General features: G+C 63.9%; 12 protein-coding genes. 8 read left to right on the top strand and 4 right to left on the bottom strand.

The annotated features are described in order from the left end of the window. Nucleotides 1-297 precede the first annotated feature (297 nt). Both CUJ91_RS24395 and CUJ91_RS24390 read right to left on the bottom strand, forming a co-directional pair. Nucleotides 298-1,023 (bottom strand): alpha/beta fold hydrolase, encoded by a 726-nt coding sequence (locus tag CUJ91_RS24395; RefSeq protein ID WP_232292293.1) that lies wholly within the window; start codon nucleotides 1,021-1,023, stop codon nucleotides 298-300. Nucleotides 1,024-1,188: 165 nt separating this feature from the next. Then, nucleotides 1,189-1,539, bottom strand: a complete 351-nt coding sequence (locus tag CUJ91_RS24390) for a DUF4148 domain-containing protein (protein ID WP_053860580.1) — start codon at nucleotides 1,537-1,539, stop codon at nucleotides 1,189-1,191. Nucleotides 1,540-1,873: 334 nt separating this feature from the next. Between CUJ91_RS24390 and CUJ91_RS24385 the strand changes: the two genes are divergently transcribed. The 7 genes from CUJ91_RS24385 to CUJ91_RS24355 all read left to right on the top strand — a co-directional run bounded on the left by CUJ91_RS24385 (nucleotide 1,874) and on the right by CUJ91_RS24355 (nucleotide 9,787). Then, nucleotides 1,874-2,077, top strand: a complete 204-nt coding sequence (locus CUJ91_RS24385; protein WP_006050307.1) for a CsbD family protein — start codon at nucleotides 1,874-1,876, stop codon at nucleotides 2,075-2,077. Between the two features lie 56 nt (nucleotides 2,078-2,133). After that, nucleotides 2,134-2,382, top strand: a complete 249-nt coding sequence (locus CUJ91_RS24380) for a hypothetical protein (RefSeq protein ID WP_107707843.1) — start codon at nucleotides 2,134-2,136, stop codon at nucleotides 2,380-2,382. 246 nt (nucleotides 2,383-2,628) lie between these two features. Further along, nucleotides 2,629-6,117, top strand: a complete 3,489-nt coding sequence (locus tag CUJ91_RS24375) for a DEAD/DEAH box helicase (protein ID WP_114157366.1) — start codon at nucleotides 2,629-2,631, stop codon at nucleotides 6,115-6,117. Between the two features lie 250 nt (nucleotides 6,118-6,367). Continuing rightward, the gene (locus tag CUJ91_RS24370; protein ID WP_029969043.1) at nucleotides 6,368-6,658 is read left to right on the top strand and encodes a hypothetical protein; all 291 of its coding nucleotides are present in this window, start codon (nucleotides 6,368-6,370) and stop codon (nucleotides 6,656-6,658) included. Nucleotides 6,659-6,874: 216 nt separating this feature from the next. Further along, nucleotides 6,875-7,687 carry a peptidoglycan DD-metalloendopeptidase family protein gene (locus tag CUJ91_RS24365; protein WP_114157365.1) on the top strand — a complete coding sequence of 271 codons (813 nt, stop codon included), beginning with the start codon at nucleotides 6,875-6,877 and terminating at the stop codon, nucleotides 7,685-7,687. A gap of 83 nt (nucleotides 7,688-7,770) precedes the next feature. After that, a complete protein-coding gene (locus tag CUJ91_RS24360; protein ID WP_114157364.1) occupies nucleotides 7,771-8,463 on the top strand; it encodes a septal ring lytic transglycosylase RlpA family protein in 693 nt (230 codons plus the stop codon). A gap of 538 nt (nucleotides 8,464-9,001) precedes the next feature. Further along, nucleotides 9,002-9,787: an alpha/beta fold hydrolase gene (locus tag CUJ91_RS24355; RefSeq protein WP_114157363.1), complete on the top strand. Its 786-nt coding sequence runs from the start codon at nucleotides 9,002-9,004 to the stop codon at nucleotides 9,785-9,787. On the opposite strand, the gene CUJ91_RS24350 is transcribed toward CUJ91_RS24355, so the two are convergent. Together CUJ91_RS24350 and CUJ91_RS24345 are read right to left on the bottom strand one after the other, a co-directional pair. Next, nucleotides 9,750-10,736 (bottom strand): LysR family transcriptional regulator, encoded by a 987-nt coding sequence (locus tag CUJ91_RS24350; RefSeq protein ID WP_114157362.1) that lies wholly within the window; start codon nucleotides 10,734-10,736, stop codon nucleotides 9,750-9,752. The two genes, CUJ91_RS24355 and CUJ91_RS24350, sit on opposite strands and share 38 nt — an antisense overlap. A gap of 96 nt (nucleotides 10,737-10,832) precedes the next feature. Next, nucleotides 10,833-12,023 (bottom strand): MFS transporter, encoded by a 1,191-nt coding sequence (locus tag CUJ91_RS24345; RefSeq protein ID WP_114157361.1) that lies wholly within the window; start codon nucleotides 12,021-12,023, stop codon nucleotides 10,833-10,835. A 185-nt stretch (nucleotides 12,024-12,208) separates the two neighbouring features. Here CUJ91_RS24345 and CUJ91_RS24340 point away from each other — a divergent pair, with 185 nt between their 5' ends. Then, nucleotides 12,209-13,171: a GlxA family transcriptional regulator gene (locus CUJ91_RS24340; protein ID WP_107707835.1), complete on the top strand. Its 963-nt coding sequence runs from the start codon at nucleotides 12,209-12,211 to the stop codon at nucleotides 13,169-13,171. The last annotated feature ends 535 nt before the right edge of the window (nucleotides 13,172-13,706 follow it).

Below are 13,706 nucleotides of genomic sequence, written 5' to 3'. Positions count from 1 at the left end.
GATGGCCGTCGAGCCTCCGCTTACATGAAGTGTTAGGAAGCGTAGGTTAGTCGCTACCGTTTAGCAATGCGGAATTTTGGTGCGACTGTGGCCCCTTTCGCGAGAGAGAACGATCGCGTCATGCGAACGTGATGCGCGGCATGTCTATCCTCTCTGGCGATGAACGCGATCGTGCTTTTGCTGTGATGTCGACTCCGCACCATCGAGGTGCCATTCATATGCAAAAGCTGAATCGCGTTCGAGCCACTTGTGCGCGCGTCGAATAACGCGCAGCGTATCCATGCGCCGCCAGATGCATTACTGCTGCGCATGCTTTGCTGCGTCTTCAATCACCGCGGCCACTTCCTTCGGGCGCGACTCGTACACCGAATGGCTTGCACCCGCCAACACGGTGGTATGGCTATGCGCGCGCTGGTAATAGAAGCGTTCGAGATCCGGATTGATGATCTTGTCGTCGGCCGCGACGATACCCCAGCTCGGCTTCATGGTCCACGCGGCCACTTTCATCGGCGCGGAGAAAACTTTCGCCGCCGTCAGAATCTGCGAGCGCGACTCGAACTCGGCTTCCTTCAGCGGCAGATCCGCCGCGAAATCCTTCGCGAAGTCGGCGGGATTCAGATAGGTGTAGCCGTCGTCCGTTTTCTTGATCGCGCCTGCCTGCTTCGACGTATAGCTGGGCATCTGCTTGCCGAGGTCGCTTTCGTCTTCGCCGACTGCCGGTGCATGCGCCGCCACGTACACCAGGCCGGCCACTTTCGGATCGACGCCCGCCTCGGTGATAACCGAGCCGCCGTAGCTATGTGCGACCAGAATGGTGGGGCCATCCTGCAGATCGATGACGCGTTTCGCGGCGGCCACGTCGTCGTCGAGCGACGTCAGCGGCTCCTGCACCATCGTGACGTGATAACCGTCTTTGGTGAGGATGTCGTAGACCGGCTTCCACCCCGAGCCGTCGACCCACGCGCCATGAACCAGAACGATGTTCTTGATCGGCGCCGTAGCGGGTTGCGTGGTTTGCGCCATTGCGTCAGCGGATCCCAAAAGACTGGCGGCCAAGGTCAAGGTCGATACTGCGAAAGGAAAAATCTTCACTTTGAAACTCCAACGAAAAAGGTTTGATTTGAAGAGCGGGCGACGCTAAACGACATCGCGTGTCAATGCACGACGGAGTCGTTGACCAGGGCTCACTTAACTGCCGGAGTAGATGTTGCAGTAGCTAACCGGGCCGACGCAGCCGGAGCTCATCGCTGTCTGAAGCCGTGTGCCCGCAGCGGAAGTGCCACGCTGCGCGACACCGCCGACAGCTTGCGTAGTCAGTTGCCCGTCGTTCTGTGCGGCGATCCTGGCTTCTGCCGCCTGGACATCAGCCGGGTAGTTGACGTCATCACCTCGGCTCGGGTTATAGCCCGCCTGCTCGACGCGAACAAGATCCGCCCGAACTTCTGCGCGCGTCAGCGGGGCGCTCGACTGAGCAAAACTGAGAACGGGAGCGCCAAGCGTGGCAGCGGCGAGTGCAAGAGCAACGAACAGTTTCGACATGATAGGAACTCCTAAATAAAATTAAAATTTGCTGGACCATGAGTTAGCCAGCGGGACAGTGATAACGACAAGCCGGATCGGTTCTCGGTTGACTTCGATTAACGGTCGATTATCGGTTCGGCTTTGGTCTACATGGGGGCAAACACGGGCGCCGCGTGCTTATTCCAAAAGATTTTCACAATCGATCCGATTGCCGTGTCGCATTGCGGGAAGCGGGTACGGGGTTTGCTCGCCTCCGGTGACGAACGATGGCGCCTAACGCAAGACAACCTCCATAGGTTGCGCGCTGGCCCAAACCGCTTTAAGAGGCGGATTTTTTACCGGAGGAACGAAGATGAACAAGGATCAGCGTGAAGGAATCAAGGAAGAGCTCAAAGGCTTCGTGAACAAGGGCGTTGGCTCGATCACCGGAAACGAGGGCCGCAAGGCGAAGGGCGAGGCGCAGATTACGACCGGCGATAACCGTAAAGAGCTCGGCGACCAGACGGACAACATCGAGAAAGGCAAGGTCGATCCGGGCAATCCGTCCAACCTTTAATGCTCGAGAAGTGCGGCCGGTCTTACCTCGGCTCACCGATCGGAAGGAGCAGTCGGATGCAGGAAGTGCACACTCATCGCGGTTTCACGGTGACCGTTCTCGCGGAAGACGATCCCGCAGGCGGCTCGACGGTGACCACGCGAATACAACGTGACGACGGCGGTCAACCGGACAACGGCGAGTGGACTGCGCCGCGCCAGAGCCGCTCGCGTTTTCGCGGCGCGGCCGCAATCGGCGCGGCGCTCGACGACGCGCGCCGCCAGATAGACAGCGCCTTGGGCAGCGACGACCCACTCGGCGAATAAGCGCCGCCGTCCAAATTGGTGCAGCGTCGCGCGTTGCCGCTTGCATCGCGAGCCAATAACAATCCCCACCCACAACCCATCCCCACGAGCGCCACCTCGCACAGCCAAATCCCGCCAACGCGTAAAATGGCCGGTTATCACTGGCAAGCAACGCTTAGAAAAATCGTGGCGGTAGACAACGCACCGTCCGCCGAATCGATTCCATCGCGCCGCTTGCCTTCGCCGGCTTGAAGAGGATGCACGCTGATGTCGTCAGTTTTCTTTGATCGCGAACGGATTGCAGAGTGGCTCGGTGATAACACCGTCGCCAAGGCGCGCGCGGTCGGCCCTGTCACCAACATGCAATGGCACGGAGCCACACTGACGGGCGACGTGCAGGGCAGCCAGCCCGAGCCCTACCGAACCCGCGTGCGCTTTCGCACGGACGGCGGCACGCCGTGGGCGCAGAGCGATTGCAGTTGTCCGGTCGGCCGCAATTGCAAGCATGTGGCCGCGCTGCTGCTTGCCGAGCTCGAGTATCACGACGAGATGGACCACATCACTCGCGTCGACGACGATGAGCGCAGCGACAGCGCGCCGCTCGTGACGCAACGTGCGTCGGTGGAACGCTTCGGTCCGCCGCAGGGCGTGCGCCCCGAGCTCGTGAGCTGGCTCGAACGCTTGCGTGCGCGCGCTGAAGCCGCCGATGCCGCCGCTCAGAAAACGGCTGCCGCCCGCACCGAAACGCTGGCCTACCGGCTCAACTGGTCCGACTTCCACATGCGCCACGAGGTGGTGCTGTATCGCGCGCGCTGCGATGCGGATGGCCGCATCGTCGAGGTCGGCGAGACGTGGGGCAATGTAGAGTCGGCGCTGCTCAAGCAGCCCCGGTTCGTGTCGGACGAAGATCTGTCGATTCTGCGCGGCCTGTGGCTTGGCCGTTCGCGCGAAGACTTCGGGCAATTTATTCTGCGCGGCACGAGCGGCGCGGAAATGCTGCAAAAGCTGATCGCGACCGGGCGCCTCTTCTTCGACTTCAAGCTCGCGCCCGGCGATGACGCGCCGACGCCGCTCGCGCGCGCCGCCGACCGGCCGGGGCGCATCGAATGGGAACCGCTTGCCGACCAGCGTCTGCGTCCCGTGCTGCGCACCGAGCCGCGCGCGAGCATGGTGCTGCCGACCGAGCCCGTCTGGTACGTGGATGGCGACGCGCGGGAGGCGGGCATCGTGCGCTCGTCGCTGCCGTTCCAGCAATTGCCCGACTACCTCGCGATGCCGCCGATCTCGCTGGCCGAAGCGCCGCTCGTCGCGTCCGTGCTGCGCGAAGTCGCGCCCGAGTTGCCGTTGCCGCCTACCCACGACACATCGGCGATTCGCGTGATCGATGTCGAACCCGTGCCCGTGCTTACGCTGAACAGCCACGCGTTGCCGTCCGCTGCAAAGACCAGCAAGCCTGGCAAGGCGGGCAACGTCGCCAAAAGCCAGGCCGTCGAACTGGCCGGCGTGAGCTTCGACTACGACGGCGTCAGCATCAACGTGGACAGCAGCGTCACGCTCGTGCCCATGCCGGGCGGCGACGTCATCCATATTCGCCGCCGCTACGACGCCGAGAAAAAGCGCCTGCTCGAACTGCGCAAGACCGGGTTGCAGAAGGTGCCCACGAGCCGCGTGTTCGCGTCGCGTCTGTTACCCGACACGATGCTCGGCTTGCCCGATGCCGAAGCGTGGTCCGCGTTCGTCAACGACGCCGTGCCCGAACTCGTCAGCAAGGGCTGGCGTGTGACGATGGCGCCCGAGTTCCGCTACAACGTGATCGAGATCGATGCAATCGACGGCACCGCGCATCAGGCCGGCGACGGCTGGTTCGATCTGGAAATGGGCATCCGCATCGGCGAGCGCAACGTGCGGCTCGAACCGCTGCTCGCCGATCTGTTCCGGCGCGACCGGCGCTGGCTTGGCGGCGCGCTCGAAACCATCGCCGACGATGAGCCGATCGAGCTCAAGACCGAAGAGAATAAGCGCTTGCGGCTGCGCGCCGACCGGCTCAAACCGGTGGTGCGTGTGCTGGTCGATCTGTTCGATTCGCTCGGCGGGACGCTCGCCGATGGTGCGCCGCTGCGCGTGCCGTCCGTCGACGCAGGCCGTTTGCAGGCGTTGAGCGACACAGGCCGCTGGCAATTCCGTGGCGACGATTCGATCCGCCAGCTCGCCGAGCGTCTGCAAGCCGGTCCGCGTTTGCGCGAGGTGCCGGTGCCCGCGGCGTTGCGCGCGCAATTGCGCGCTTATCAGCAGCAGGGCCTGAACTGGATGCAGTATCTGCGCGAGCAAGGTCTTGCCGGTGTGCTCGCCGACGACATGGGCCTCGGCAAAACCGTGCAGACGCTCGCGCACATTCTCGCGGAGAAAGAGGCCGGACGGCTCGACAAGCCCGCGCTGATCGTCGTGCCGACCACACTCGTGCACAACTGGCGCGAGGAAGCGCGACGCTTTGCACCCGAGCTGAAAGTGCTGGTGCTCAACGGCCCGCAACGCAAGGAGCGCTTCGAGCAGATCGGCGAACACGAACTGATTCTGACGACGTACGCGTTGTTGTGGCGCGATCAGAAGGTGCTCGCCGAGCATCAATATCACCTGCTGATTCTCGACGAAGCGCAGTACGTGAAGAACGCCACGACGAAAGCCGCGCAGGCGATCCGTGGGTTGAGCGCGCGCCATCGTCTGTGTCTGACCGGCACGCCGCTCGAGAATCACCTCGGCGAATTGTGGTCGCAGTTCGATTTTCTGCTGCCCGGATTTCTCGGCAGCCAGAAGGACTTCACGCGCCGCTGGCGCAATCCGATCGAAAAGAATAACGACGGCGTGCGCCGCTCGTTGCTCGCGCGCCGCATCCGGCCATTCATGCTGCGGCGTCGCAAGGACGAGGTCGCGAAAGAACTGCCGGCCAAGACGACGATTGTATGTTCCGTCGATCTCGAAGGCGCGCAGCGCGATCTCTACGAAACCGTGCGCACGGCGATGCAGGAAAAGGTGCGCGCCGCGGTGAGCGCGCAGGGCCTCGCGCGCAGCCACATCATCGTGCTCGATGCGCTGCTGAAGTTGCGGCAGGTGTGTTGCGATCCGCGTCTCGTGCGCACGCTGCGGACTGCTCAGAACGTCGGCGAAGTTAGCGAAGGTTCGAGCGCTCATACGGCACGGGCTTCCGATAAAACAGAGAAGGGTGTGCGTTCCGCCAAGCTCGATCTGTTGCTCTCGATGCTGCCCGAACTGATCGACGAAGGCCGCCGCGTTCTGCTGTTCTCGCAGTTCACCGGCATGTTGTCGCTGATCGCGCAAGCGCTCGACGAAGCCGCGATTCCCTACGTGATCCTGACGGGCGACACGACCGACCGCGTCACGCCCGTGCAGCGTTTTCAGCAAGGCGAAGTGCCGTTGTTCCTGATCAGCCTGAAGGCGGGCGGCGTGGGTCTGAACCTGACCGCCGCCGACACGGTGATTCACTACGACCCCTGGTGGAATCCGGCCGCCGAGAATCAGGCCACCGACCGCGCGCATCGGCTCGGTCAGGACAAGCCTGTGTTCGTCTACAAGCTGATCGCGGCAGGCAGCATCGAAGAAAAGATCGTGGAATTGCAGGAGCAGAAGGCGGGCCTCGCCGACAGCATTCTCTCGGAAGACGCCGCAGGCGCCGCCAAATTCTCCGACGACGACCTCGACGCGCTCTTTGCGCCGATGCCCGAGCTGGAAGGCTCGAAGTGACGCGCGCGGTCGCAACGACCGTGCGTGTCGATCACAACCACGCGTCTTTCAAAAACGCCGTGCCGCTCTAAAGCCCGCCTTTTGATCGTATTCAAATCTCGTCACATCTGACTCGCTACTGTTCAAAGGCGTCACAAATCGTCAAGGATTGCTGAGTTTGACCTGATGCCGTCAACGGTTTCTTTTCGCACTCGTTGAACACGCGACCATTAATCGGTCAGTCAACGCATACGTTAAGGAAAACACCGTCATGAACAAGCAACTTCTCGCCGCCGCCGTCGCTGGTCTGTTCTCGATCGCCGCTTTCGCGCAAGCCTCCGCGCCCGCAGCTGCTTCCGCGCCGCAAGCGGCTCCGATGCATGCAGCTTCGGCCGCAACGCACGAAGGCGAGCCGGTAGCCCCGCATCATCACGCGAAGAAGCAGCACAAGCACGCGCACAAGCACGCGCATAAGCATGCACACAAGCACGCGGCATCGACGGCACAGGGCGACGACAACAGCGCGCCCGTAGCCGACGAAGCAGCGCCTGCCAAGCCGTAATTTTTCCGTCGGTTAGCGAGTCTGCGAAGAAGCGGGCCGGTGCGAGCGCATCGGCCCGCATCGCCGCATTCGCCCGCATTCGCTTCACATCGGCATGAAGAGCGCCATCCGGCCGCGACGCCGATTTGCATGATTGCATGGTTGCATTAGCGCACACACAAAAACGCGAGCGCTGAAACGCCGCTCGGCAAGATCACGATCTCTTCTCATCCGTTAATGAAAATCTGTTTGCCCCGATGCGCAGCGCCGCGCGTTCTGAAGCTGCTCGCATGGTCATTGACCGGCGCGCTGAGCGGCTGCTCGCTGCTTTCGCCGAGCACGCCGTTGCTCGAAGCGCCGGTCAGTTCGTCCTACGATCCGATCTCGGCCTGGACGGCCGGCAATGCGTCGGCCGCGTTGAATCCGCCGACCGTGCCCGCGGGGTTTTATCGCGTGAATCCGGGCGATACGCTGACGGCCATTGCGCACGACTTCGGCCGCGACGCGTCGGCGATCGCGCAATGGAATCGTCTTTCCGCGGATGGCTCGCTGCGTGCCGGGCAGATATTGCGCGTCGCTCCGCCCGCGGCAACGCAGAACGTTGCGGCCGCAACGGATCAGCGCGCGGCCACGGCAGCGGACAAGCACACGGATGCCGCATTGACCACCGCCGCCGACGCCAAAGCGCGGCTTGCCTGGCCCGTCAGCGGCGCGGTCACCGAGCCGTTCGTGGCCGGCAAGACCAAGGGCGTGACGATCGCCACGCGCGCCGGCGAACAGGTCAAAGCCGCGGCGAGCGGCCGCGTCGTCTATGCGGGCGGCGGCATCGCCGGTTATGGCCAGCTCATCATCGTCAAGCACGACTCGCATTTGTTGACCGCTTACGGCAACAACCGCGCGCTGCTCGTCAAGGAAGGCGCACCCGTCAAGAAAGGGCAGGCCATTGCGGAAGTTTCCGCGGACGCCGCCGGCGATGCGTCCGTGCATTTCGAAGTGCGCAAGGACGGCAAACCCGTCGATCCGCTCGCCTACCTTCCCAAGCGCCATTAAGCCGGCGTTTGTTTCCCCGAACCCACCAGACCGCACACGACGCGCGACGCTGTTCACGCAGCGCGGCGCGCGCGACAACGCTCATGATCTCTGATTTCCGCAGTTGTTCGACAGGCCGCCTTTCATCGGCGCTTGCATTGTTAGGTGCCGCGCTCGTGCTGGCTGGCTGCGCGCAACCCGACGCGGGCGTAAGCCCGTCGGGCTTCGACGCCCCGGCCATTCACACGCTGCGAGGCGCGGGCGGATCGCGCTCGAAACATAGCGACGGCGTCGGTGCGGACGCTGCCGGCGTGCCGCTCGCGTCGGCCCCGCAGCCGCACGCGCACCGGCAGCCGCACGCAGACGCGGACGCGGACGCGGACGCCGATGCAGACACCGACACTCAGTCCAGCGCCGACGATTCGCCCATCGTGCCGGCCTGCGCCTGCGGCAAGGGCTTTCAGCAGACGGGCTTCGCTTCGTGGTACGGCAAGCTCTTCGACGGACGCCGAACCGCGAGCGGCGAACGCGACAACATGCATGCATTGACGGCGGCGCATCGCACGTTGCCGCTCGGCGCTTGCGTGCGTGTGACGGCGCACGGCCGGCCGCGCTCGGTGGTGGTGCGCATCAACGACCGCGGGCCGTTCGCGCGCGGTCGCATCATCGATCTTTCGTATGCCGCCGCGGAAGCGCTCGGTGTTCGCGCGGCGGGCCATGCACAGGTCACGCTCGAACACATCGCGCCGGTGCGCGGCGCCGACGGCACGCGTCGCTGCATGGATCAGCCGGTCTGATGTGACGCGTCGCTCATGCCTGCCAGTTGGTTTCAGCGGGCTTACGTATGGGTGACGGCCGCCGGTCTTCCGCGGTGTTATACGCAACAGCGGACTGTAACAAATCATCGCTTGTGTAAAACGCGCTGTTTTGCGGCTCTTTGGTCGTAAGTTTTTTGATGCCGCATGCAGCATTGCTTGCGGGCTCACAGCTATTACGGCGTGCGTAATAACTACCGCCTGCGTCGTTACAAAAGTACTTCTTTCATCTTGAGGAAGACTTTCTTAGCAGCTATTTTTTGAGCACTCGTGTGGTAGCCCCCGCGAGCGTGTGGTGTTTTTTGAGCGGCATCGTCTCATGCGGGACGATGCCGTTTTTTTTCGCGCGACGCCTTGCGCCGGCGTTCGCTTCACGTCCGATCCGATCACGCGGCGATCGACCGTATAAAGAAGAACAGCGCTTATCGGATGGCTCGACGACATCCACAATGTGGCCACGGTTGCAGGCAAGCCCGCACCGTTCACTTACGCGCAACGAGCATTGGCAAGGAGCATTGCTATGGATATCCGGACGAGGGCAACAACGATTCATGTCAGAGAGCGGGGCAGCGGCGAACCGGCACTCGTGTTTCTGCACTACTGGGGCGGATCGTCGCGCACGTGGGACGCGGTTGTGGGCGAACTGTCGAGCGCGCATAGGAGCATTGCCGTCGACCATCGGGGATGGGGCAATTCCGCGGCGCCGGAGCAAGGCTATACGATCGCGGATCTGGCCAACGATGCGCACGATGTCATCGAAGCACTGAAGCTCTCGCGCTATGTGCTCGTCGGGCACTCGATGGGCGGCAAGGTCGCGCAACTGCTCGCGTCGCGCAGGCCCGAAGGACTGCAGGGCGTCGTGCTCGTCGCGCCGTCGCCGCCTTCGCCGATGGTGCTTCCCGACGAGCAGCGCGCCGCGATGGCGGCGGCGTACGACTCGCGTGAATCGATCGAATGGGTGCTGGATAACGTGCTGAGCGCGAATCCACTCACGCCGGCGCTGCGCGAGCAGGTGATCGCCGACAGCCTGCGTGGTGCGCCGCAAGCGAGAGCGGCCTGGCCGAACGCCGCGATGCTCGAGGACATCACGCACGAGGTCAGCTCGATCAACGTGCCCGTGCTCGTGGTGGCCGGCGAACTCGATCAGATCGATCGCGTGGACACGTTGCGCGCGGAGTTGCTGCCGCGAATTGCCGGCTCGCGTCTGCATGTGCTGGCGGGCACCGGACATCTGTCGCCACTCGAAGCGCCGTCAGCGCTTGCGGCAATCATCCGGCAGTTCGTTGGGGAACTGGGCGCTTCGTAGCGAGCGAGCGGCGCTGGCCCGGGCGTGCCGGCGGTGCTTGCCTGAAGCGATCCCACGGCGGCTCGTCGCCGAAAGCAGCCGCGAGGTAGTCGAGGAAGTGGCGCACCTTCAGCGGCAGATGGCGCGCGCTCGGATAGACCGCCTGGATCGCGAGCTCGGACGCCTGATACTCGGGCAGCAGTTCGACGAGCTTTCCGCATGCAATCTGCTCGCCGAATACGAACGTCGGTCCGTAGACGACGCCCGCACCGGCGAGCGCGGCTGCAAGCAGCATCTGCGTATTGTTGGCGGCGAGCCGGCAGGGCCCGTCGATTACGTGCGCGCGTCGTTCGCTGTCGAAGAGCGTCCAGTCGCCGACGGACACCGCTTCGCTGAACGTGAGCCGCGGCGCTTGCCGCAAGTCGTCGGGGCTGCGCGGCATGCCGTTGCGTGCGATGTAGTCCGGCGACGCGCAGATCACCATGCGGCAGGGCGCGAGGCGCCGCGCGATGAGCGCGGAGTCACGCAGGCGACCGATCCGCACGGCGACGTCGACACCGCTTTCCAGCAGATCGACGTAACGGTCCGACAGCGCAACTTCAACGTTGACGTGTGGGAATTGCTCCATGTATCGCGCGAGCACTTCGCCCAGGTGCATCGCTCCGAACGTGACCGGCGCGGCGACTCTGAGCACACCGCGCGCGGTGCCGTGCGCGTCGCTGGCTTCGCGGTTGGCTTCGTCATAAGCGTCGAGAATGCGCTTGCATCGCTCGTAATATGCGTGGCCGACATCCGTCAGGCTCAAGCGGCGCGTGCTGCGCTGAAGCAGCCGCGCGTTCAATTGCGCTTCGATCGCGCTGACGTACTTGCCGGCCATCGCAGCCGATAGGCCAAAGCGGCGCGCTGCCGCCGCGAAACTGCCTTCGTCGACGGCGGCGACGAACACGGCCATGCCAGTCAAGCGGTCCATGCGTTCCTCGATTCGATTGCGCAGCGATCCGCGCTGGCTATCCCGCATGAGCGGAAAATCGCGATTATCGACGCAAACGAACCACCGTTGCCAGGCTCACGCCGCCTCGGTCTCGCGACGGGGCGCCGCGCGATGCGCTGCTTGCGGCCGTTCGATCCGCCGATACGCCGCCTCGGCGAGGATCAACGCGAGCGCAATCAGCGCGGCGGCCACGACGCTCAGATAACGCCCGCCCGTCGACTGCAACACGATGCCGCCGAGCACGCCCGAACACGCGAGCCCGATATACGTGGCCGTGTTGTTCAACGCGAGCAGCAACGGCGCGACCTGCGGCGAGACTTGCACGAGCCGGTGCTGCTGCGGAACGATGAGCCCCCATCCGCAGAGACCCCAGACGATCAGCGCAATGACAGCGCTGACGACGTGCGCCGAAGTCCACGGCAGCGCGCAGAAGTTGATCGCGGCAATGCACAGCATCGCATTGATGATGTGGCGGCTCGCGAACTTGTCCACTAGACGTCCGGCCAGCAGATTCCCCACCGTCGCCGCCACGCCCCACACCAGGAACAGGCCGGCGAGCATGCGCTCGTCGCCGTGCGTCACGCGATTCAGCACGACGCCCGCGTAGGTGTAGACCATCAGGAAGCCGCCGAACGCGAACAGCGATGTGAGCAGCGTGAGCGCGACGCGCGTGTCGCGGACCGGCGTGAGCCGGTCGCGCAATTTGATCGGCTGCGGCTGCGCGACGGAGGGCAGCATCGTCCACACGCCGATCATCGCGACGAGACCCAGCAGCGTGACGAACCACAGCGTCGTTCGCCAGGTGCCGAATCCGCCGATAAACGTGCCGATGGGCGAACCGAGCGCGGTCGCTCCCGTCAGGCCCGCCGTCACCGTGGCGAGCGCGCGGCCGCGCTTTTCGGGCGACGCGAGCGCGGAGGCGACGCCCAACGCAGTAGGCGAAAAAAGCGCGGCGCCGAAGCCCGCGAGCGCGCGGGCGAACAGCACCCAGTGCAGGTCGGTGGCCATCGCGCTGATCGCGTTGCCGACGACGAAAACGCTCAGCGCGCCAACCAGCAGCGGCTTGCGCGGCCATGCGCCGGCGACGGCCGCCATCACCGGCGCGGCGATCGCGTAGGTCAGCGCATAAAACGTCACCATCAGGCCGGCCGCGCCCACCGAAGTATGCAGCGAGGCCGCCACGCCGGGGAGAATGCCGGCGACCACGAAGTTGTCGGTGCCCATCGCGAACATGCCGAGCGCGAGTATCAGTAATCGACGGTCCATGTGAAGGTTCTCTACTTTTTAGCCAGCCTGTTGCGTTCCGATGCACGACCGCGCGGCCCTGGCGCGGCGATCCGGTCCTGCCTGCGCCGGACGGCCGGCGCGATGCATAGGCCAAGCATAGCCTTCGTTGACCGCGTCTCAAATGTCGTATATACCATCAATTCAGGACATGGCTGGAGCCGCGCATGCACACGATCGGTTTTGTGGTTTTTCCGAACTTCTATCTGATGGGGTTTGCGGCCGTCACGGCGTTCGAACTGGCCAACGGCGTGCTTGAAGAGCCGGCGTACGACATAACGCTCTTGTCGGAGAAGGGCGGGCTCGTGCCGTCGTCGGCGGGGATTCGGGTAGAGACGCAGCCTTTCGGCGACGCCACGTTCGATACGGTGATGTTCGGCTCCGGCGTCGACATCGACCTCCGTTCGCCCGCGCTGACCGCGTTCGTCAGACGCTCGCTCGAAACATCGCGGCGGATCGCGGCGCCCTGCACAGGCGCGTTCGTGCTTGCCGAAGCGGGCGCGCTCGACGGCCGGCGCGCCACCACGCATTGGCGGTTCGCGAACGATCTGCAGCGCCGCTTTCCGAAGATCGCCGTCGAGGAAGATCAGATTTTTATCGTCGACGGGCCGATCTGGACGTCCGCGGGCATGACGGCCACCATCGACATGGCGCTCGCGATGATCGAGAAGGACCACGGCCAGGACGTGTCGCGCACGGTCGCGCGCAAGCTCGTGGTGTACCACCGGCGCGCGGGCGGGCAGTCGCAGTTCTCGACCTTGCTCGATCTCGACCCGAAGTCCGACAAGATCCAGAAGGCGATCGATCACGCGAACGCGAATCTGCGCAACGCTTTGACCGTCGAAGAACTCGCCGAGGTGGCGGGACTCAGCCCGCGCCAGTTCAGCCGCGCGTTCAGCGCCGAGACGGGGCAGTCGCCTGCGAAAGCGGTCGAGCATTTGCGCGTCGAAGCGGCGCGGCTGATGCTGGAAAAGGGCCGCCTGTCGCTGGATGTGATCGCGGACGAAGTGGGCTTTACGGACCGCGAGCGGATGAGGCGCGCGTTCCTGCGCACGATCGGGCAGCCGCCTCAGGCGGTGCGTCGTTTGAGCCGGGAGGCGCGCGGAGTGGTGGAGTTGCACGCGGGCTAATTGCGTGCAACAGCGGCCATAAGCGGTGGCGCCCGCAACGCCTGGTGGATTTGACAAAGCTTAAACGATTTATTTTGAGACAGTTCCTATACTGACTCACGAATGTCAAATCGCTGTTTCCGCGCTGTTTTCTGTTCCCGGCCGCGGTTTGAAAAGCAAGGCGGCGGGGCCAGCACCGCGCGAGAGAGACCAACTAATCCAATAGCGAGCCCAGTGGGCGAAGCGCTAATCGGCAGCACCTGAGAGGCAAAAACGAAAAACGTCGGAGCGGCGCGCAAGCCCGCACGGAGCGGCATTCGGCGGCATTTTGCGGCATGCAGGCGGCTCCCAAAACGGTACCTAAGCGGTGCCAAAGCGTTGCTCGAAAGGGCGATGCAATGCAAAGGCCGCCGCTGCGGCGACGTTTAATGATGCGAGCATAAACGCGCGTTTTTTTCGATTATGATTATCGCCGGTTTGATAATCGCCGCTCCTAAATCAAAGAAAATGCGCACAAATTTTGAGACGGGGCGGCAACAGCTTTACGGGGCGCGAG

The sequence above is a fragment of the Paraburkholderia graminis genome, from assembly GCF_003330785.1.
Taxonomy (GTDB): domain Bacteria; phylum Pseudomonadota; class Gammaproteobacteria; order Burkholderiales; family Burkholderiaceae; genus Paraburkholderia; species Paraburkholderia graminis.
This window is presented reverse-complemented; position numbering and strand designations above follow the sequence as displayed.